Raw genomic sequence first — 19,344 nt, 5'->3', positions numbered from 1 at the left:
GTCAACATGAATCTGACACACGGTCGTGTCAGATGGCTGGACCGGAGGTGACACCACCATGCTCGACCTACTCCCCGATCCCATGAGAGAACCGACGGTTCTGGCCATTCCGTTCTTCGTGACGATGCTGGCCATCGAGTGGTTCGCGGCGTGGAAACTCGAGGACGCCGACGGCGATGGCCGTCCGCCCCGGGGCGCCTACGAGAAGCGCGACGCCAGGGCGAGTCTGTCGATGGGCGTCGTGTCGATCGCGACCAGCGCAGTCTGGAAGCTGCTGGGATTGCTGGTGTACACGGCAATCTTCGCCTATCTCGCACCGTGGCATCTCCCGGCCACCGCGTGGTACACGTGGGCCGTCGCCTTCCTCGGCGTCGACTTCCTGTTCTATTGGTCGCATCGTGTGTCGCATCGGGTCAGACTGGTGTGGGCAACGCATCAGGCGCATCACTCGAGCGAATACTTCAACTTTGCGACAGCGTTGCGCCAGAAGTGGAATATCAGTGCGGCGCTGGTGATGTGGTTGCCACTCCCCCTTCTCGGTGTGCCTCCGGCGTTGGTGTTCGCCTCGTATTCGCTGAACCTGGTCTACCAGTTCTGGATTCACACCGAGCGCATCGACAAGATGTGGCGCCCTTTCGAATTCGTGTTCAACACGCCGTCGCATCATCGAGTGCATCACGGTAGTGATCCGGAGTACCTCGACCGAAACTACGGCGGCACCCTCATCATCTGGGATCGGCTGTTCGGCTCGTTCCAACCCGAAATCCACCGCCCGACTTACGGACTCACCAAGCCCGTCGGCACGTACAATATCGTCACACTGCAGACCCATGAGTACGCGAGCATCGCTCGAGATGTGCGCAGCGCAGCTGGGTGGCGTGCGCGGCTGGGCTATGTGTTCGGGCCGCCGGGCTGGGCGCCGTCTGCTCAGGCGGCAGCCGCTGGAGAAGAGGCCGACGACACGAAGGTCAGCGCGACATCGTGACCTGGCCGATTTGCACCTGGTAGCTGCCATTGCCCGACGCGGGCAGCGAGGTGAGCCACACCATGACATAGCGACTGGGCTGTGGGTCCCCGACGGTCAGCGTGGTGCTGGCCGAATCGACTGTCCCCGAAGCGACTGTGGACGTCTGGGCCTGCGTCGGCGTTGCCGATGGCGCCGTGCGGATCTCGACGTTGAAACCCGGTGTGGGGGACTTGACGGTGACGGTCTTGACGCTCTGGTCACTGCCCAGATCGAACATGAGACCCATGCCGTTCTTGAGACCCCCGAACGCGGCTGAGCCGCGGTAGCTATCGCTACGCCATGGGGGAGCGGCACCGCTGATCACGTTCTGCAGATTGACGGAGTTGTCCGGCGGCTGGCCCGAGAAGTCGACGAGTGAGATCGCGTTGAGGGGGATGGCCGAACCGGCAGCTGCCGCCGGCGGCGCAGGGTTGCCCGGCGAGGCGGGCGCCGACGTGGTGGGAAGGATCGAATTGATGTTGGTGTCGCCATCGTCACCACCGAAAACGCCTGTGGCCCAGACAATCAGCGCGATGACGACGAACAGGGCGAGCAGGGCCGCGCCTGCGAGCAATCCGACGTTGCGTTTGCGGGCCGCCGAAGCCGTGGACGGTTCGTGCGTGCCGATCCGGACGGGCGGCTCGTCGTTGTTGATGGCCGGCAGCATGTCCGTCTGGAGATCGACGACCGTCGCCTGGTCGAGGACGTGCTGCACGGTACCCGCGGTGCGGATACCGCGGGCGCCGTCGAGTGCACGTGAGGCGACAGCGGAGATCTCGAATGGTATGTCGGACTTGACCTCTCGTGGATCGATCGGCTCGCCGTCGGGCCCGGGCGATGCGATGGGGAGCCCGCCGACGGGCGTCGTCGTGTCTGCAGTGGTGACCAGATCGTGTCCGGTCTGGCCGTCGAGCGGCCAGCGTGCGAGGAGCAGCGCATAGAGCACCGCGCCGAGGCCGCGCACGTCGGACGACTTGTCGTCGCCTGCAAGGGTTCCCGGGAAGGCGAGAACGGCGTTGCCGTCTGTGCTGATCCGAATCCGATCGGGGTGGTCGATGGAGAGAGCACCGCCGGATCGGTGTGCGGCTTCAGCGGCGGCGGCGAGTGCGCGAACCGCGCGTGCGGCGCCGATGGGGGAGGGACCCGAGCGTGCGACGTCGGCCAATGACGAGCCGGGGACCCATTCGGTGACCACGATGCCGCCGGACGATCCGCGCACGACGTCGAGGACGCGTGCGACGCCCGCGGAGCTGATCTGGCCGAGCCGCAGAGTGCGCGTGAGCACTCCCTGCGGGCCGGAATCGGTTGCGCTGGGCTGTTCTCCGCGCTCGGGCGGTGGTGCGAGTTGCTCGGCGTCGACGAATGTCAGACCGACCTCGCGGTCAAGGTTGATGTCCTGCGCGCGCCAGAACTGGAGTCCGCGCGTTCCCCCGTGCGTGTCGAGGAGGCGGTAGCGGCCACCGGCGACGGCGGCACCCGGCACGAGGCGCGGGCCGCGCCGCACGGGCGCTCCGATGAATTCGGGACGATCTGGGTCGGGCGCGGCCTCGCGGGCCGGGGACGCCGACCGTTCGTGTGCCGTGGCGGGTTCGTCCGGTCCGGGCCGCTCGTGTGCGTTGCCGGAGGGCGTCTCGGGCCGGTGGGTGGTCTCGAGAGCACTCTCGGTGACGTCGCCGTCGGTCACGTTGCTCTCAGTCACGCCGCTGTCAGTCACGCGTCGGACTCCTCTTCTCCGATACCGAATATCTCGTGGTTCACGCGGTTGCGAGGGGACCTCGAGACCCCGACCTCCGGCGGCACCTCCGCTGTGTACCGCGTACGACTGCCAGGTCGCGGTACCACGGTCGAATCGCCGGATCACCTGTACCTGACCAGAGTACGGGAGCGATTCGTCGGCAGTGACCCGCGGAAACTGAACCGTGATCGTCGGCGTCGATTCCGTGACCTCACCGGCAGGCGGTGCGAGCGCGGGGATGAACCGACCAAGCAGGCGCCGTACCGAATTGCCGATCGCAACGACGTCGGGCAGGCCCGCAGCGGACAGTCCGGCGTAGGTCACACCGAGTACGACGACGGCGGTGAGGACGAGGTAGACGAGCGAGCCGATCTTGCCCTCGGCGGTCCCCAGATAGTGCAGCCCCGACAGCTCGGCGATACCCCACACGATGGCAGCGACGCCGACGGACACGATCAGAGTCACGATCGTTGTGCGCGCAACACCTTCGAGGCGTCGGTAGGCGAGTCGTTTTCGGAGGAGGAAGTGGCCGACGATGGCGCCTGCGAGATATCCGAGACCATTGGACAGCGACAGCCACCGGATCACCAGGTGCGGATCGGAGAACAGGACAGGACCCAGATACGACGCCGCGACCTTGACGACGGTGATGCCGAGCGCGATCCACGTCGGCGTCCACGCATCCTGCGCGGCGTAGAAGACGCGCAATTGCACGAGCGTGATCGAATACGGGATGAGCGTGAAAGCGCCCCAGGCGAGTACAGAGCCGAGCTGGGACGACGCGGCGGCGTCGAACTTGCCGAAGTTGAAGATCGCGATGCCGATGGCCGGACCGAAGAACGTCATGAACGCGACGGTCGGAACCAGCGCGACCATCGTGAGACGCGAGGCGAGCGAGAGATCGTCGACGACGGCATCGCGGTTGTCGGCTGCCGCGTTGCGGGACAGCCTCGGCATGATCGCCGTCAGGATCGTCACGCCGAGGACGCCGTAGGGCAGCTGCAGCAACTGCCAATGAGTGTTGTAGATCGAAATGCCCGACGAGTCGGCGTGAGACGCGATCCGGTAGGTGATGAAGAGGCCCACCTGCAGTACCGCTACGTAGCCGACGATCGCGACGGCCTGACGGCCGAAGGCGCGCAGCCGCGCGTCGATGCCCCATTGGAGTTTCAGCTGCACCCCGGCACGGCGCAGCCAGGGGAGCAATACGGACGCCTGCAAGACAACGCCGAGCGTGGTGCCGATACCGAGGACGAGCAGCTTGGGCTCGGACATTCTGACCGGGTTGAGGGTCATCTCGCCCGGCATCAGCGCGTACAGGACGAGCGTGGCGATCTGCACGACGTTGTTCAGCACCGGCGCCCATGCACCGGGTTTGAACAGGCCCTTCATGTTCAGGATCGCGATGAACAGCGCCGAGAGCCCGTAGAAGAGGATCTCCGGCAGCAGCAGATAGGCGAGTGCTGTCGTCAGCGGTCTGTTGACATCCCCATCGCCGACATTGAGGTAGGTGAGCAGGGGAGCGGCGATCAGCGCGATCACCGTCGCGGCGCCCAGTGTGCACAGCGCCAGCGTGAAGATGCGGTTGATGAAGCCGCGACCGCCGTCGGGGTCCTCGGCCTCCGCACGGACAAGGGTCGGGATCACGATCGCGGTCAGCACTGCGCCGAGTACGACCTCGGCGATCATGTTCGGCAGCACGTACGCCGCCTGGAACGCCGAGGCTATCGCGGGACCGAGCATCGCCAACACCAGAACGGTGCGGACGAAACCGGTGACGCGGCTGGTCAGAGTGGCGAGCGCGATGGAGCCGGAGGTCTTGACGATGCTCTCGTCGGAGTCGCGCGCGAGGCCCGTCGGCGACGACGAGGCGTCGTTCGGGCGAGAGGCGTCGGTCGAGCTGCCGGCGCTACGCGGCACGGTCGCGGTGGGCGTCCGGCCGCGGGCCGCCTGGGGGTTTGGCGGAACCTCCCTGCGCGCATCAGACCGCCGTGACGTCGTCGACGGTTTGGCCTCGCGCAGGGGGCGTCCCGGGCGCACAGGTTCGGTGCCGCGGCGCGGTTGGGCGCCACGTCGCGGCTGAGCACCCGGCTGAGGCGCGTTGTCGCGGGGCCGCTCGTGCGCGCTGTCACGGTGCGGGGGTAGATCACGGGACGGGCGCGGGTCGCGCGGCGTCGAACGCGGGATGTCGGAGCGTGTCGGCGGGATCACGCGGGGAGCGGCGCGACCCGACAGCGGCGGACGCGCGCCGACCGGCCCGTTCAATGGCGCAGGACCCACCCCGGGATCGCGCATGCCGGGATCGCGGGGGGCGCGTGGGTCTCGGCCGTCGCCTCGTTGTCCTCGATCGCTCATGCACCCGTCCTGTCCGTGCCGCTGTCCTTTGCCGTCCCGCTGTCTTTCGCCGTCTCGGTACCTGGCTGCTCCCCGCCTACCCGGTTCTTCTCGTTCTCGTAGCCCTCGTTGTGGTCGCCGGCCAACTCGGCCCGGCCGGTTTCGGGGGTCTCCCCGTCGGGCAGTTCACCCGCGAGCCTGTCACCGTCACGCGGTTCGGTCGCCTCGATGAGTGCTTCCTCTTGTTGGAGGGTACGGCGCCGTTGCTGGTACGTGCTCGCGGCGAGCATGCGTTCGAGCTCGTCGGGCTCGGGTCTGTCCTCGTCGGCGGGGTCCGGCCTGCCGCGGAACCGCCGCCACAACCGGCGTGCCGTGAGCAGGATCAGCGCGACGGCTGCGCAGATCGTGACGATGAACAGCGGTTTCCCGTAGGCGTTGGAGTACACCGAGAGTTTGATGGGCGCACCGAGTGTCACGCCGGTCACCGTCGACATGCCGATCGTCACCGTCATCGCCTCGGATGACTGCGCATGCGTCGGCAACTGGATCTGCCGGGTGCCGCGGGCGGGGATCTCGACGACCCCGACGTCTCCGATCTCGAGATCCTTCGGGGCCGTCGTGGTGATCCGGACCCTGATCGGTAGTGCGAGGTCGTTGCGCACGACGAGCAGCAGCGGACTGCGCTCCGAGGCGAGCGTGTATCGGCCGCCGGGATCGAGGATGTCGACCGAACCGTGCATTCGGTCGAGAGTCGCGCGCACCGCGGCGATCCGCTGCTGACGTTCTCGGGCGAGCCGCGTTCTGGTGGTCGAATTGTTCTCGTCGGGCGAGCGGATCGAGCGGAGAAGATCCTCACGCAACTGGGACATGTATCGCTCCGGGCTGGCGTCGACGTCGGTCGAATCGACCAGCGCTCCCTGAAGGCGCCATGATTCGTCTGCCGCAGACCGGATCGAGTCGATGGTTCGATCGGTGAGCGCGGGTCCTATCTGCGATATCGGGCCGACGCCGGGCGGATCGATCAGGCGCGCGGGTGCCGACGCCGCGCCGAGTCGATTCACCAGGTCGTCCAACGGGGCGGGGGTGGCCGCGCGCGAGCCGAACAGGACCGTCGCCGTGGAGAACAGAGCGTTGGCGTCGTCGGCGGTGGCAGACCAGTAGGTCGGCGGCATGACGACCTCTGCGCGGCCGGCTGTGTTCGTCACCGGTGTGTTCGTCGTTGCGGTGTTCGTGGTTGCGGTGCCGGCATCGGTTCCATCGCCTGCGCTCGATCCGGGTGTCGCGATCGACCGGAACGCCAGCGCAGCGACGGCGGCCTGGCGTCTGCTGGTCGGTGACTCGTCGGCAAGATCGACCTGCTGGCTCGGCGGCGTGAGCGCGGTGACCAGCGGACCCGTGCCCACCGCGCCGAGTGCGGCGCTGACCGACGAGTCGTAGGTCTGAGCTTGCAGACCGCCCGCGTTGTAGAGGCCGGACGCAGTGGGAGCGCCGGTCGGATCGACCGACGAACCGGCGACGAGCACTCTGGGATGCCCCGACCGGCGCAGCAACTCACTTCCGGACTGATCGACGGCACCGAGCGCGGGGATGGTCAGTCCCCGCACACTGCGGACTCCGAGGATTGCGTCGACGACGTCGGCGGGGGTGTCGAGTGTGGCCGAGGTCAGCCCGGAACGGTCGATGCGGGCCAGCGAGGCCAGATCTGCCTGGCTGAACGGTAGGGCGACGACACAGGTCCGTGCCGCGACACCACGAAGGTCGGTGAGCCACTGGGAGGCGGCGTCACTCCCGGTGCCGGGCGTGGTCCGCGACGTGGGGTCGGACGGATCGCTGGCCACCACGTAGCCCATCGACATTGCGCGAATGGTCACCAACAGATCGGGATCGACGGCAAGACACATGCTTCGTTGCAGGTCGGAGGTCGGGGCTGCACCGGATGTCGTCGACGACTCCCCGGGCCCCGCCGCGGCGGGACCCGGCGTCCCGGCCTCCGATGAGCCTGCGCCCTGTGTTTGTGCTCCCGATGCGCCCGTTCCGGAACCCGGCGTGCCCGAGTCCGATGTCTGTGAACCGGAACCGCTCGACGACGCGCCGGCGTTTGCGCCACCGGCGTCGTCCTGCCCGGCATCGGAATCGGAGGTGCCGATCGCATTCTTGGCGGATTCGAGCAGCTCATGCAGCCGGCCGCCATCTCGAAGGGAGCGCGCCATGTCGTCACTGATCAGGCGCACGGGCTCGGTTCCGCCGCCCAACCCGCCTGCCGCGAGTTGTGGGGGTGCTGCCAGGGGCCAGAGCATGGTGATACGCGCGGGGTCAGAGGTATCGGCCGAGACCGCACCGTCGGCCCCGAGACCACCATTGCTGCCCGACGTCGAATCCGGTCCCGTCGAACCGAGTCCCGTCCCGTCGAGCCCCGATGAGTCGAATTGGGCCGCGCGGTCCTTATCGGGCGGTAGAGAGAGGACGGGGAGAAGGGTCCGTGATCCGGCTACCTGCGCCATCGATCCGTAGTCGGGGACACCGTTGACGTTGACCTGCAGCGGGTACACGCCGGTCTGCGAAATCTGCATGCCCGACTCGCCCGAGAGGGACATGTTGAGTCGGAACGAGACCTCGGCACCGGGAGCGAGCTCGTCGGTGAGGGCGCGGAAGCGACCGGCGACGGCGATCGGCGGATGAGCCACGGCGAGACTGCTCCGCAGCCCGGCGGCGTCACGCACGGCGTCGCCGCGTTCGAGACGGATGCTGAGGTCTTTGATCGAGCGCGAACTGGTGTTGCGTACGTGCCCCTCGATGGTGAGATCAGGGCCCGATGTGGTGGTGACCAACGACGGGGTCAGCGTGTCGATCACGACGGAGGCGAAACGCTGGTCGTCTGACGACGACGCTGCGCCATCCGAGGTTCCCGTACCGGGTGCGGCGGACGCTGGGGCAGCGCACAGTGCCGCCAGGATGACCACGCCGACGAGAGCGAGCAGAACGCGCGCACGGGTGACGACAGAGGCACGCGGGCGCCGTGAAACACCAGTACGCAGGACGTCACGCATCCCCGGACGCAGGACGCCGTGGACGCCTGCGCCGTCGGCGCGGCCGCGCCTGGGGCTGGCTGTCCGTGCGGCGCTTGACCTCCGAGCGATGCCCGACGTCGTTGCGTCGCTGATTACGTGCGGCTGCGGCTCTCTCATATGCGTTCGGTTCGGTGCGGCTGCTCTCGGCCTCGGATTGGGCCAACCGCGCAGGGTCGGCGGCGAGATCGGCGATCACGCCGCGCGCCATCCGGGCCAATCGCCGCTCGTCAGAGTACGTGAGCTTCCGCGGCAACTCGTGCAACGGCACCCAGGCGACCTCGCTGACCTCGTAATCGGCGTCGGAGAGTTCGCCGCCGACGCTGCGCAGCAGATAGTGGTGCACCGTCTTGTGGATGCGTTTGCCTTCGCTGACGAACCAGTAGTCGATCTTGCCGAGTGGCGCCACCACCGTGCCCTGGATGCCGGTCTCCTCCGCGACCTCGCGGATCGCGGTCTGCTCGGCGGTCTCGCCGGTCTCGATGTGCCCCTTCGGCAGCGACCACATCAGCCTGCCGCGTCTGTCGACACGACCGATCAGCGCCGCGGACAGCTCGTCGACGGGCAGCTCGAGGTCGGAGATCACGAGCCCGCCGGCAGACGTCTCGCGGACGGTCTGCAAGCGGTCGGGGCTGCCACCGCGTTCGCCGGTGCGGGCGGTGCGTCGTCGATTGCGGTTCTGACCCGGCTTGGGACCGTTCGACGCGTGGGCCAGGCCGGTCTTGGTGATCTGTGCACTGACGACCGCGATGTCGGACGGCTTGGGCGGCGTGACCTTGGCGTGGGCGCCCTCGATCGACGTCTCCGCGTCACAATCGGCGGGCTCGGCATCTGCCAGACCGGCTTCGACGCGGTGTGAACGGGATGTGGCGCGAGCGACATCTGCCGGAGACGGTGCACGTTTGCGCTGGCGGTCTCGCTGCGTGTCGGGGTTCTTGCCGTTCGGGTTCTTGGCGTTCGGGTTCTTGGGGTTCGGGTTCTTGGCACTGTGAGCGGGCTCGATGCCCGCACGGTGATCGGTCCCGGAGTTCTCGGTGCGGCGGTTGTCCTGGGCGCGTCGTCGGCGACGGCCTCGACGCGACCGGCGCGACGGCCCGGGTTTGCCGGCGGAGCCGGCTGCCGGGTTGCCTACGGATTTCCCCGCCGGATCGGCGCCCGCTCTACCGGGGGAGTTTCCCGTCGAAGGACCGCCCTGACCAGCCGAAGAGACGTCGCCTGAGACGTCTGCACGGTTGGTCGGGGACTCGGTGGACACAGACTCGATGCTAGCCGCTGGTCACCTGCCGTTTGCCCACAGCCGCCGGGCGAGCCGGGAACGGGACCGGTCAGAAGGCTGTTCGGCGTGGGTGCCGAGATGTTTGTGCGGCGGCCGCGCCGGTAGGCTGGCGTGCCGTGACCGACCCGACCGCATCGAACGCGCGCATCGAGCGCCGCACCAGGCTGCTCGCCGCTGCCGCGGTCTCGTTGCAGGGACTTTCCGACGTCCTCGCGCCGCTGGGCGAGCGGTTCGCGACCGCAGGCCACGAGTTGTACCTGGTGGGAGGGTCGGTTCGCGACGCCGTCCTCGGGCGGCTCGGCAACGACCTCGACTTCACCACCGACGCGCGGCCGGAAGAGATCACGCGCCTGCTGACCGGGTGGGCCGACGCGATCTGGGACACCGGTATCGAGTTCGGGACGATCTCGGCACGTAAGGGCGACGTGATGATCGAGATCACGACGTTTCGTGCCGATCAGTACGACCGGGTCGGCCGAAATCCCGAGGTGACGTTCGGCGATTCACTCGAAGCCGATCTGGTGCGCCGCGATTTCACGATGAACGCGATGGCGGTCGCGATCGGTCCCACCGGGCCGGCGGAGTTCCACGATCCGCTCGACGGAATGACCGCACTGCTCGCCGGGATCATCGACACCCCGGCGACGCCGCAGGAGTCGTTCAACGACGACCCGCTGCGGATGCTGCGGGCGGTGCGGTTCGTGTCCCAGCTCGGGTTCCGGCTCGCGCCACGGGTTTTCGACGCGATCACCGAGATGGCCGACGAGATCAACCGCATCACCGCCGAGCGTGTGCGCACCGAACTCGACAAGCTCATCCTCGGTGAGCATCCGATCGAGGCGATCGACGTGATGGTCGAGACCGGGCTCGCGCAGCGCGTGCTCCCCGAGGTCCCGGGCATGAAGCTCACCATCGACGAGCACCATCAGCACAAGGACGTCTACCAGCACTCGCTGACGGTGCTGCAGCAGGCGATCGACCTCGAGCAGGGCGACCCCGACCTCATACTGCGCTGGGCGGCGCTGCTCCATGACATCGGCAAACCCGCGACGCGACGCCACGAGCCCGACGGCGGGGTGAGCTTTCACCATCACGAGGTCGTCGGCGCGAAAATGGTGCGCAAACGTATGCGCGCACTGAAGTACCCGAAGGCCGTCGTCGAAGATGTGGCAACGCTGGTGTTCCTGCACCTGCGCTTCCATGGCTACGGGGAGGGACGGTGGACTGATTCGGCTGTCCGCCGCTACGTCACCGACGCCGGTCCGCTGCTCGATCGCCTCAACAAGCTGGTGCGTGCCGACTGCACCACGCGCAACAAGCGCAGAGCGCGTCGTCTGCAGGAGAACTACGACAGCCTCGAGGAGCGGATCGCCGCGTTGGCTGCAGCCGAAGACCTCGAACGCGTGCGACCCGATCTGGACGGCAACGCGATCATGGAGATCCTCCAGATACCCGCCGGGCCGATCGTCGGCCAGGCATGGCGGTATCTCAAGGAGTTGCGCCTTGATCGCGGTCCCCTCTCGCACGAGGAGGCCGTCGCCGCGCTGCGCGAGTGGTGGGCCGAGCGCGGGGAGGCCTGACCGCCCGTCCGGTCTGCGTTGCCGGAGATGTGCCCAGATCTCAGTGCGGCGCGAAGACGTCGATGGCCTCGGCGACGACGTCGAAGACACCGGGCAGCGAGCCGACGATCTCGCCGTCGAGCGACACATCCGCCTGCGGATCGCAGTAGAGCTCTACTTCCCGCCCCCGCATGTCTGTGAACAGCGGGTTCTTCTCGACGCTGCCGTAGAGCAGCTGTGCCAAACCGCGGAGGAGTGCGAGTCGGGGCAGGCGGCGGGGGTGAGCGCCCATCACGATGTCGAAGAGCCCGTCGTCGACCTTGGCGTGGGGTGCGATCCGCATGCCTGCCCCGTAGGTCGGACTGTTGGCGATCGCGGTGAATGCGGCGTCGGTTTCGACCTCGACGTCGTCGACACGCACCTGGTAGTGGTGGCGGTTGAGCTTGGGTAGTTGCCGTAGGGCTGCCAGCGCGAAGAGTGCTCGGCCGCTCGGCCAGGAGATCTCCCCGGCACGTTCGGCGACAGCGGCGTCGAATCCCGTTGCGGCGATGGTGCAGAACAGTTCCTCGGTGCCGTCGGAGAACGACGCGCGGCCGAGGTCGATTCGACGGGTGTGGCCGTCGAGAATGAGCCCGACCGCTCGGGCCACGTCGTCGACGGGGATGTCGAGCATCCGCGCGGCATCGTTTCCGCTGCCTGCGGGGATGATGCCGAGGGGCAGCCGGCGACTGGAGACAGCGCGCAGAACAGTCTGCACCGTTCCGTCACCACCCACGACGACGAGGGCGTCCGCCTTGCGTTCGGCAGCGCTTTCGGCGAGTTGTGCGCTCTGCTGGCGGGAGTCGCCGATGAGGACCTCGTGGCTGACGCCATGTCCGCGCAGGACGGCCGTGGCGGCCTCCAGCACGCGCTGTGCCGAACCGTGACCCGACGTCGGATTGGCAACGATCGCGAGGTGACCGACGGTGCTCGTGCTCTCTCGGCGCGCAGACATCGAGAAACAGTCTGACACATCGGTGTGGAGCAAAGGGGCAGGTCACACCGGTGGGTCGCCAGACCGACTTCAGCGCATCGTGCAAGTGCTCGCGCGCCGGGTCCGGCGTTCGGTCACCTGCGCGCCGCGCTCGATAGCTCGGGCGCCGCGCTCAGTAACCCATCGTGCGAAGGGCGTCGGCAAGCCGGTCGAGTTGTTCGCGCGTCACGTCGAGGTGCGGACTGATCCGCAGTACTGACGACTCGCCGGCCAGCGGTGCGCGCCACGAGTCGGCTGCGGTCACCAGCAGTCCGAGTTCGAACAGTTTGTCGCGTGCCTGGTGGACGTCGGCACGCTGGAAGCCCGGCGGCGGGGCGAGGGTGACGATGGCCGACGGTTCGTCGATCGGCTCGAGGACCTGCCAACTGCCGATTCCGTCGAGCCGCTCACGGGTGGCCCGGCCGATCCCGGCGAGTTCGCGAAACACCCGCTGCTGACCGATCTGGAGCACCTCCGACACCGCGACGCCCAGGCCGAGCATGCCCGCGATGAACGACTGCGAGGCGTCGACCTCCACCGGGCGCAGCGAGTCACGGCGTACGGCAAGGAACCCGACGCCGCGCGGGCCGGTCAGCCATTTGCGGCTGGTGCCATAGACGACGTCGGCGCCGGTGACCGTCGGTACGTGACCGACGGCCTGCGCCATGTCGGCGACGACCGGGACCCCGACCTGATGTGCGATCTCGACGATGCGGGCCACGGGCTGCACCGCACCAGACATGGAGCCGACATGGCAGACGTGGATGAAATCGGGCTGCTCGAACTGCAGCATGTTCTCGAGGGCGTCGGTGTCCACGTGCCCGTACACGTCGCCGTCGGGGAGTGGCCGGACCGCGTAGCCGCGCCGCTCGAACTCCACGAGATTGGGCCCGAACTCGTTCTTGGCCACCCAGACCGTCGACGCCATCGGCAGGCTCCACGAGGTCAGCAGCGTGCGCAGTGCGGCACGAGCGCTCTCGCGGTAGGTCAGTTCGTCGGGTGTGTGGCCGATAAGTTGCGCGATGTCGCGTTTGTCCCGTGCGATCTCGGCGGCGCGGTCGTCGGCCGCGACATACGACCCGCGCTCGGCCTCGCGCCAGAGGTGCGCCGACACCGTCCCGATGACAGCGTTCGACGATCGCCCGGCCGATGCGGCGTCGAGATGTGTGATCGCCGGTTCGAGACGAGCGCGGTGGAACTGCTCTCCCAGCTCGCTCACATACATGAACAAAACGTACCGTGCCACGAACTCGGAAAGGATCGCGGGAAGTGCGAACGGGGTAGTCGCGGCGCGCGCCGAGATCGATCGCAGGGGATGGAACCCCAGAGCATTCGAGAACGTCTGATGACGCGTGGATTCCTTGATCGAGTACGTGTTCGGACCCGGCGATGGCACGTTGAGCCGCTGGTCGAGTCGCGCGGATCTCGATCTCGATTCCGATGGCACACACGACGCGGTCAGTATCGACTTCGACGGCGACGGGCGCGCCGACGATGCGCTGTGGGATGTCGACGGCGACGGCCGCGCCGATGTCGCCGCTCTCGACGTCGACAACGACGGCCGACCGGAACGGCTGTATCGCGACTCGGGCCGCGGTCTGTGGGATGTCGCGGTCGATCAGGGCGGGGTGGACGGCGGCGGGGTGGACGGCAGCAAGACGGACGGCGCATCAGAATCCGGTGGCGAGGACGAGCCGTTACCGCGCGCAGGTCGCCAACCGTCGTCCGGGCGGCTCGACCTCGACGGAGACGGCAAGATCGACGCCGAGGTGTCGGCGTCGGGAACGCGGCGTCGGCTCTACGTGGATTCCGACGGTGACGGCGATTTCGACACCGTGCTCGTCGACTCCGACGGAGACGGTCTCGCCGACGCGGCCTACGGTGCCGACGCGCCTGAGTTCGGGAGGTGAGAGTCGGAGTGCTGTTCTGGCTGACGTTCGTCGCGCGGGTGCTCCGCGGCATGGTGGCTCGCACCGAGCAGCTCGTCGCGCCCGGGATGCACCAGACGCACGACGACGATACCCGCCACATAGATCAGCACGGCGACGACGACGAGCGCGGGGGTCCGGCCATCGGGCGCGATCGTGGTGGCGGCGATGGCGATCGCCGCGACATAAGCGATGTTGAAGACTGCGTCCTGAACTGAGAAGACCTGGCCTCGGACGGCGTCGTCGATGTCGACCTGCATCGACACGTCGCCGCACAGCTTCGCGACCTGTCCGATGAGCCCGAGTACGACCGCGCAGATACAGAAGACGACGGGCGCGAACGACAACAACGACACCTCGGCGACGGCTCCGACCGACAGCGCGGTGATGAGCGTCGCCTTGCGGCCGAACCGGTCGACGGCGACCGGCGTGATGAAGGCTGCGGCCAACGCGCCTGCCGCGGTGCACGCGACGACGGCGCCGACACGGTCGAGGCCGTCGCCCGATCCCGAATGCCGCGCGAGGACGAGCAGCATCAGCGTGTTGATGCCGAACACCACGCGGTGCGCGCCGATCGCCGACAGCGCGGCGGCCACCGGCCTACAGCGCGCGACGGCGATCGCACCGTGCTGCAGACCGACGGCGACAGCGTGCACCGCAGACCGGCCGGGATCGTCGGGATGGTCGGGACCGAGTTGGAGGCGCGGAAAGCCCCGCGCCAGGAACGCCGCGACAATTGCGATCACGACAGCCGCAATCATGGTCGTCGCGCTGCCTGTGTTGTCGGAGCCTGCGAGGAGGCGTACCCCCATCGCGAGGACGGCACCCACCGACAACATGAAGCCGCCGAGAGTCGTGAACAGTGCGTTGGTCGCGACAATGACGTCCTGCGACGCGACGTGGGGAAGTCCTGCCGACAATCCGGACGCGACGAAGCGGCTGGCGCCGGTCACTGCGAGCGCGCCGATCAGCACGACGCTGTCGGGACTCCCGGTCGCAATGGCCACTGCGACCAGGGTGATCATCAGACCGCGAATCAGGTTGGCGTACAACAGAACCGCTCGACGATCCCAGTGGTCGAGCAGTGCTCCCGCGAACGGCCCGATGATCGAGTAGGGGAGCAGCAGCACCGCCATACCGCCTGCGACGGCGAGCGGGTCGGCATGGCGCTCGGGATTGAACAGCACACCGCCGACGAGTGCCGCCTGGAACACGCCATCGGTCAATTGGCTCGCAAGGCGTACGGAGAGCAGCCGCCCGAGCCCGGGCGATCGGCGCAACGAGTCGAGGAGATCGCGCCACGCAGCACGCACGGAACGGCCGTCGCGCGCAGTGGAGCTCACCGATCAAGAGTACCGACCTGCGCGCACGTGGCATGAGATGATGGTCACCGTGGGTGGTGACAGCGCGGACGATTTCTCACCCGAGAACTCTGACGGAACCGAGGGCGGCAGCGGCATCCCCGGTGCCCGCGACATGGAATCGGCAAACAGTGTGCGGCCCGGTACGTTGCTGCTCGCGTCGACGGACCTGACCGAGCCCACGTTCGCCCGTTCGGTCATCTATGTCATCGAGCACAACGATGGCGGCAGCCTCGGGGTGATCCTCAACCGGATGAGTCAGACCGCGGTCCACAACATTCTTCCGCAGTGGACCGATCTCGCGGCGTCGCCGCAGGCACTCTTCATCGGGGGGCCGGTCAAGCAAGACGCCGCGTTGTGCCTCGGTGTCGCGAAACACGGCGTGGAGATCGAGGCGTTCGAGGGGCTGCGTCCGGTCGACGGTCGAGTGGTTCTCGTCGACCTTGACGCGGATGAAGAGCTCCTTGCAGAAGTCCTCGAAGGTGTCCGTATCTTCGCCGGGTACGCAGGCTGGGGGATCGGGCAGCTCGACGCCGAGTTGGCGCAGGACAGCTGGTTGCTGGCCTCGGCTCTTCCGCGAGATCTCCTGGCTCCTCCGACCGTCGACGTGTGGGCCGACGTGCTGCGTCGCCAGCCCTGGCCGATGCCCTTGCTCGCGACGCATCCGATCGACGTCGAGCAGAACTGATCGCTTGCGCGCTCGGGTTCGGGCTTGCAGAGGTCCGCGACGGAGCGCGGCTACGGGGCCGAAAGTGACCTGGGCCACAGCGGGCTGATAGTCTGCGACGCGTTCGTCTCACAATGCGTTCAACGGTCAGGGGTCCCGGTGGTCGGTCGGTTGCGAAGTGTGTCAGGTTCGACGGGGTGGGGTGCGGTGATCGCCGTGCTCTCGGCGGCGGTGCTGGTGTTGGCCGGGCCGGGTGTCGCGGACGCGTCGACGCCCGACGGCGGTCGGGCGGCAGCACGCTGGCAGGCGTCACACGACGGCGCCCATCCGTACGCCGGTGTGGCAACCCAATGGGACGTCCCGATTCGCATGAGCGATGGAACCGTGCTCCGCGCCAATGTCTATCGGCCTGCGAACGCTCACGGGAGGGCTGTCGCGACGCGTACACCCGTCGTGGTGAACATGACTCCGTACACGAAGCTCGTGACCGCCGTCGCGTCGGAGGCGCTTCAGCATCCGGTTCTTGCCCCCTACGCGATGCAACTCGCGAAGGCCATCAATCTGCGTGGAACGCCGATCGACGGGATCAACCAGTTGGCGAGAACCGTCAGCGACGGCGGGACGCGTAACTTCTCGGCCGACTTCGATCTGGTGCGCAGCGGTTACACAGTGGTGGTCGTCGATGTCAGAGGTACCGGCTTTTCCCAGGGCGTCTGGGACGTATTCCAGAGCCGTGAGCAGCAGGACACCACCGAGGTGATCGACTGGGCCGCCAAGCAACGCTGGTCGAACGGCAGGATCGGCATGGCGGGCGTGTCGTACTCGGCGATCAATCAGATCCAGGCAGCCAACAAACGCCCCGCGGCGTTGAAGGCGATCTTCCCCGTCGAACCCGGTGGCGACCTCATCCGCGATATTGTCGCTCCCGGCGGAGCGCTCGGAGCGGGCTTTCTGCCGTTGTGGCTGACCCTCGTCAACGGCACCAAGATGATTCCCAACGTCGCATCGATGCTCAACGGCACATTCGACTGGAAGTGGCTGGCAGACAGGGTGAAAGACCCGTTGACCTTCTATCCCGAGCTCATCGCGGGGCTCACCACCCCCGACATCCCGTCGGTTCCCCCGTATTTGAAGGACCTACTGACAACCGGTTCGGAGCCCCGGCAATCGTGGCTAGACCATGCCGAGCGCATCACCACGCCCACGTTCATCTACGGCGGGTGGTTCGATCTGTTCACCAACAGCGAGGTGCGGATGTACAACAAGATCCCGCTCTCGCCCGGACGTAAACAGCTGGTGATGGGCGACGGCTACCACATGACGATCGGTGGCGGGCAGGGTCGGCCGGGCACCCCACCGCGACTCGACGTCTTGCAGAAGGCGTGGTTCGACAAGTGGCTCAAGGGAATCGACAACGGGATCGACTCGTACGGGCCTGTCAACCTGAAGCAGGTGGGCGACAGCTGGATCAGCGCGTCACAGTTCCCGCGTGACGGTATGACCCGGCAGCGGTTGTATCTGTCGAACCGTCGCAGCGGAACTGCGCCCCACGCGCAGGGCGACGGCACCCTGACACCTGCAGCCACCGGGGCCCGGGGTTCGATGACCGTATCTCCGACATTGTGGACGCTGTGTTCGCGTGACTCCGCCCAGCAGATGGCAGGTCTGACCGCGGTGTTCCAGGGTTGCTCAGACGATGCAAGGACCTCGGAGCGGGGAGCACTTTCGTTCACCACAGCTCCGCTGAACAGCACCCGTCAGGTGTCGGGCTACAGCAGCCTGCACCTCAATACCGTCATGGATGCCACCGACGGCTACTGGACGGCGACGCTGAACGACGTCGCACCAGACGGGACCTCGAAGGTGATCAGTTCGGGCCAGGTGATGGCGTCGCTGCGGGGTTACAACCGGGCGGAATCGCAGTTCGCGCCGAACGGTGATGTCATCGACCCGATGTACACGATGACTCTTGCTGCGCGCCAACGGGTCACGCCGGGCAAGCCGGTCACCCTCGACGTCGGACTACTCCCAACCGAAGCGCGAATCCCGGCCGGTCATCGACTACGTATCGACGTGTTCGCCATGAACATGCCGCGTGGCCTTCCCCTCCGCCCGCTGTTGAACGAGTCGGGCCTGAAACCACAGCACATCATGCTCGACCCTGCGCAGCCGAGCTTCGTGAATCTTCCAGTGTCGGCTGGTATCTGAGGCTGACATCGGGTACGAGGTGGGCAACCACCGGTGCCCCGCCACGTGGAGTGGTGGCGGGGTGTGGGGTGGTCCGTGGCTCGATGGGGCAGGTCGGGTCTGTCAGGCGGCGTCGGGTAGGGGCGGGTCGACGCTGCCGGGTGGTTCGCCGCCGGGTGGATCGCCGCCAGGAGGTGGGTCGGGGTCGAGGTCGAGTGGTCGGGGCGGGTTCCAGGTGATGTCGACGCGCCGGTCATCGGCGTGCTCGGGTGTGGTGTCGAGCAGCGTTGTCAGGAGTCGGTGATCGACGACGCTGATCGCTGTGGGCGTCGCCGGGTTGCCGGGATTGCCACGTCCTCCACTCCGACCGGCCGACGCGGTCACGTCGCCGCGATCGACACTCTCCCGCACAGCAGCACCGACAGCATCGGCCCCTGTGTCAGCATCTGTGTCTGTTCGTGTGTGTCGGCGGCGTCGGTCGGAGAGGTGGGTGATGGTGCCGGCCGCGGCGGTAGACGCTTGGGCGCGTGTGGTGGCGAGGTGGTCGCGGAAGTCGGTGGCGACGTCCGCGGCGCGGTTGATGTGTTCGGGGTTGGGTGGCATGCCGGGCGCGGTGTTCAACCGCCAGGCGACGCGTCCGGTGTCGGGGCCGTCGGTGATGATGCGGGTCGTGTACTGGCCGGGCTTGGGTCCGACCCGGTTGTTGTGCACATCGCAGGCGGGGGCCAACTGGTCGATGTCGGTGCGCCCACCCTGGGCCCAGTCCTTGGCGGCGTGGTGCATCGCCACCCGGCTGGCTGGTTGGGTACAACCGGGTGCTGAACACATCCGCCCACCCGCCGACGCGAACGACGCCAACCGTTGTCCCTGCGAGGCGAGTCGTTTCGACCGCCCCAAATACAAGGGCACGCTGGTGTGCTCGGCGAACACCGCCAGGAACGGTTGCACCCCGCTCGCCGAGTGCGCGGCCATCGCGATCAGATCCGGGATCGGTAACAGGGTGCCGGATGCGGTCTGCGCGATCCCGGCCTGTGCCTGCAGCTCGGCCAGGGTGGTGGTGGCGATGACCTGGATCGGCAGGCCACGATGTGAGCGGCCGAGTACACCGGCATCAACCACCTGCGACAGCAACGCTGATACGGCATCATGGTTGCGTTGGGCTTGTGAGCGTTGATCACGTGCGGCTGCCTGCGCCACCACCTCAGCGTCAGCCT

12 protein-coding genes are annotated in these 19,344 nt (G+C 67.5%); 5 read left to right on the top strand and 7 right to left on the bottom strand.

Going from position 1 to position 19,344, the window contains the following annotated elements; translation table 11 throughout:
• Positions 1 to 58 precede the first annotated feature (58 nt).
• Positions 59 to 985 carry a sterol desaturase family protein gene (locus tag GOACH_RS20170; protein ID WP_005179012.1) on the top strand — a complete coding sequence of 309 codons (927 nt, stop codon included), beginning with the start codon at positions 59 to 61 and terminating at the stop codon, positions 983 to 985.
• Here GOACH_RS20170 and murJ read toward each other — a convergent pair.
• Genes murJ through GOACH_RS20155 form a run of 3 tightly spaced genes read right to left on the bottom strand, consistent with a single transcriptional unit; the run spans position 969 to position 9,395 of the window.
• The gene (gene murJ, locus GOACH_RS20165; protein ID WP_005179010.1) at positions 969 to 5,096 is read right to left on the bottom strand and encodes a murein biosynthesis integral membrane protein MurJ; all 4,128 of its coding nucleotides are present in this window, start codon (positions 5,094 to 5,096) and stop codon (positions 969 to 971) included. The genes GOACH_RS20170 and murJ overlap by 17 nt on opposite strands.
• On the bottom strand, positions 5,093 to 8,122 hold the full coding sequence (locus tag GOACH_RS20160; protein WP_005179000.1) for a DUF6049 family protein: 3,030 nt from the start codon (positions 8,120 to 8,122) through the stop codon (positions 5,093 to 5,095). The genes murJ and GOACH_RS20160 overlap by 4 nt, the downstream gene beginning before the upstream one ends.
• Positions 8,115 to 9,395 (bottom strand): NUDIX hydrolase, encoded by a 1,281-nt coding sequence (locus GOACH_RS20155; RefSeq protein WP_005178996.1) that lies wholly within the window; start codon positions 9,393 to 9,395, stop codon positions 8,115 to 8,117. Before GOACH_RS20155 ends, GOACH_RS20160 begins: the two co-directional genes overlap by 8 nt.
• A gap of 137 nt (positions 9,396 to 9,532) precedes the next feature.
• On the opposite strand from GOACH_RS20155, the gene GOACH_RS20150 reads away from it, so the two are divergent.
• The gene (locus GOACH_RS20150) at positions 9,533 to 10,996 is read left to right on the top strand and encodes a CCA tRNA nucleotidyltransferase (RefSeq protein ID WP_005178994.1); all 1,464 of its coding nucleotides are present in this window, start codon (positions 9,533 to 9,535) and stop codon (positions 10,994 to 10,996) included.
• 40 nt (positions 10,997 to 11,036) lie between these two features.
• Here the strand turns inward: GOACH_RS20150 and GOACH_RS20145 are convergent, their stop codons facing one another.
• The gene (locus tag GOACH_RS20145; RefSeq protein WP_005178992.1) at positions 11,037 to 11,969 is read right to left on the bottom strand and encodes a diacylglycerol/lipid kinase family protein; all 933 of its coding nucleotides are present in this window, start codon (positions 11,967 to 11,969) and stop codon (positions 11,037 to 11,039) included.
• A 151-nt stretch (positions 11,970 to 12,120) separates the two neighbouring features.
• Positions 12,121 to 13,212 carry an aminotransferase class V-fold PLP-dependent enzyme gene (locus GOACH_RS20140; RefSeq protein ID WP_005178989.1) on the bottom strand — a complete coding sequence of 364 codons (1,092 nt, stop codon included), beginning with the start codon at positions 13,210 to 13,212 and terminating at the stop codon, positions 12,121 to 12,123.
• A gap of 127 nt (positions 13,213 to 13,339) precedes the next feature.
• On the opposite strand from GOACH_RS20140, the gene GOACH_RS20135 reads away from it, so the two are divergent.
• A complete protein-coding gene (locus tag GOACH_RS20135; RefSeq protein ID WP_005178986.1) occupies positions 13,340 to 13,897 on the top strand; it encodes a hypothetical protein in 558 nt (185 codons plus the stop codon).
• Here GOACH_RS20135 and GOACH_RS20130 read toward each other — a convergent pair.
• Positions 13,864 to 15,228, bottom strand: a complete 1,365-nt coding sequence (locus GOACH_RS20130; protein WP_005178985.1) for an MFS transporter — start codon at positions 15,226 to 15,228, stop codon at positions 13,864 to 13,866. The genes GOACH_RS20135 and GOACH_RS20130 overlap by 34 nt on opposite strands.
• A gap of 70 nt (positions 15,229 to 15,298) precedes the next feature.
• On the opposite strand from GOACH_RS20130, the gene GOACH_RS20125 reads away from it, so the two are divergent.
• Positions 15,299 to 15,964: a YqgE/AlgH family protein gene (locus GOACH_RS20125; protein WP_005178974.1), complete on the top strand. Its 666-nt coding sequence runs from the start codon at positions 15,299 to 15,301 to the stop codon at positions 15,962 to 15,964.
• A 159-nt stretch (positions 15,965 to 16,123) separates the two neighbouring features.
• Positions 16,124 to 18,151: a CocE/NonD family hydrolase gene (locus GOACH_RS20120; RefSeq protein WP_040519300.1), complete on the top strand. Its 2,028-nt coding sequence runs from the start codon at positions 16,124 to 16,126 to the stop codon at positions 18,149 to 18,151.
• A 102-nt stretch (positions 18,152 to 18,253) separates the two neighbouring features.
• On the opposite strand, the gene GOACH_RS20115 is transcribed toward GOACH_RS20120, so the two are convergent.
• Positions 18,254 to 19,344 (bottom strand): HNH endonuclease signature motif containing protein (locus GOACH_RS20115; protein ID WP_005178969.1); only part of this gene is annotated, 1,091 nt, incomplete at its 5' end.

The sequence above is a fragment of the Gordonia aichiensis NBRC 108223 genome (assembly GCF_000332975.1).
Classification (GTDB): domain Bacteria; phylum Actinomycetota; class Actinomycetes; order Mycobacteriales; family Mycobacteriaceae; genus Gordonia; species Gordonia aichiensis.
This window is presented reverse-complemented; position numbering and strand designations above follow the sequence as displayed.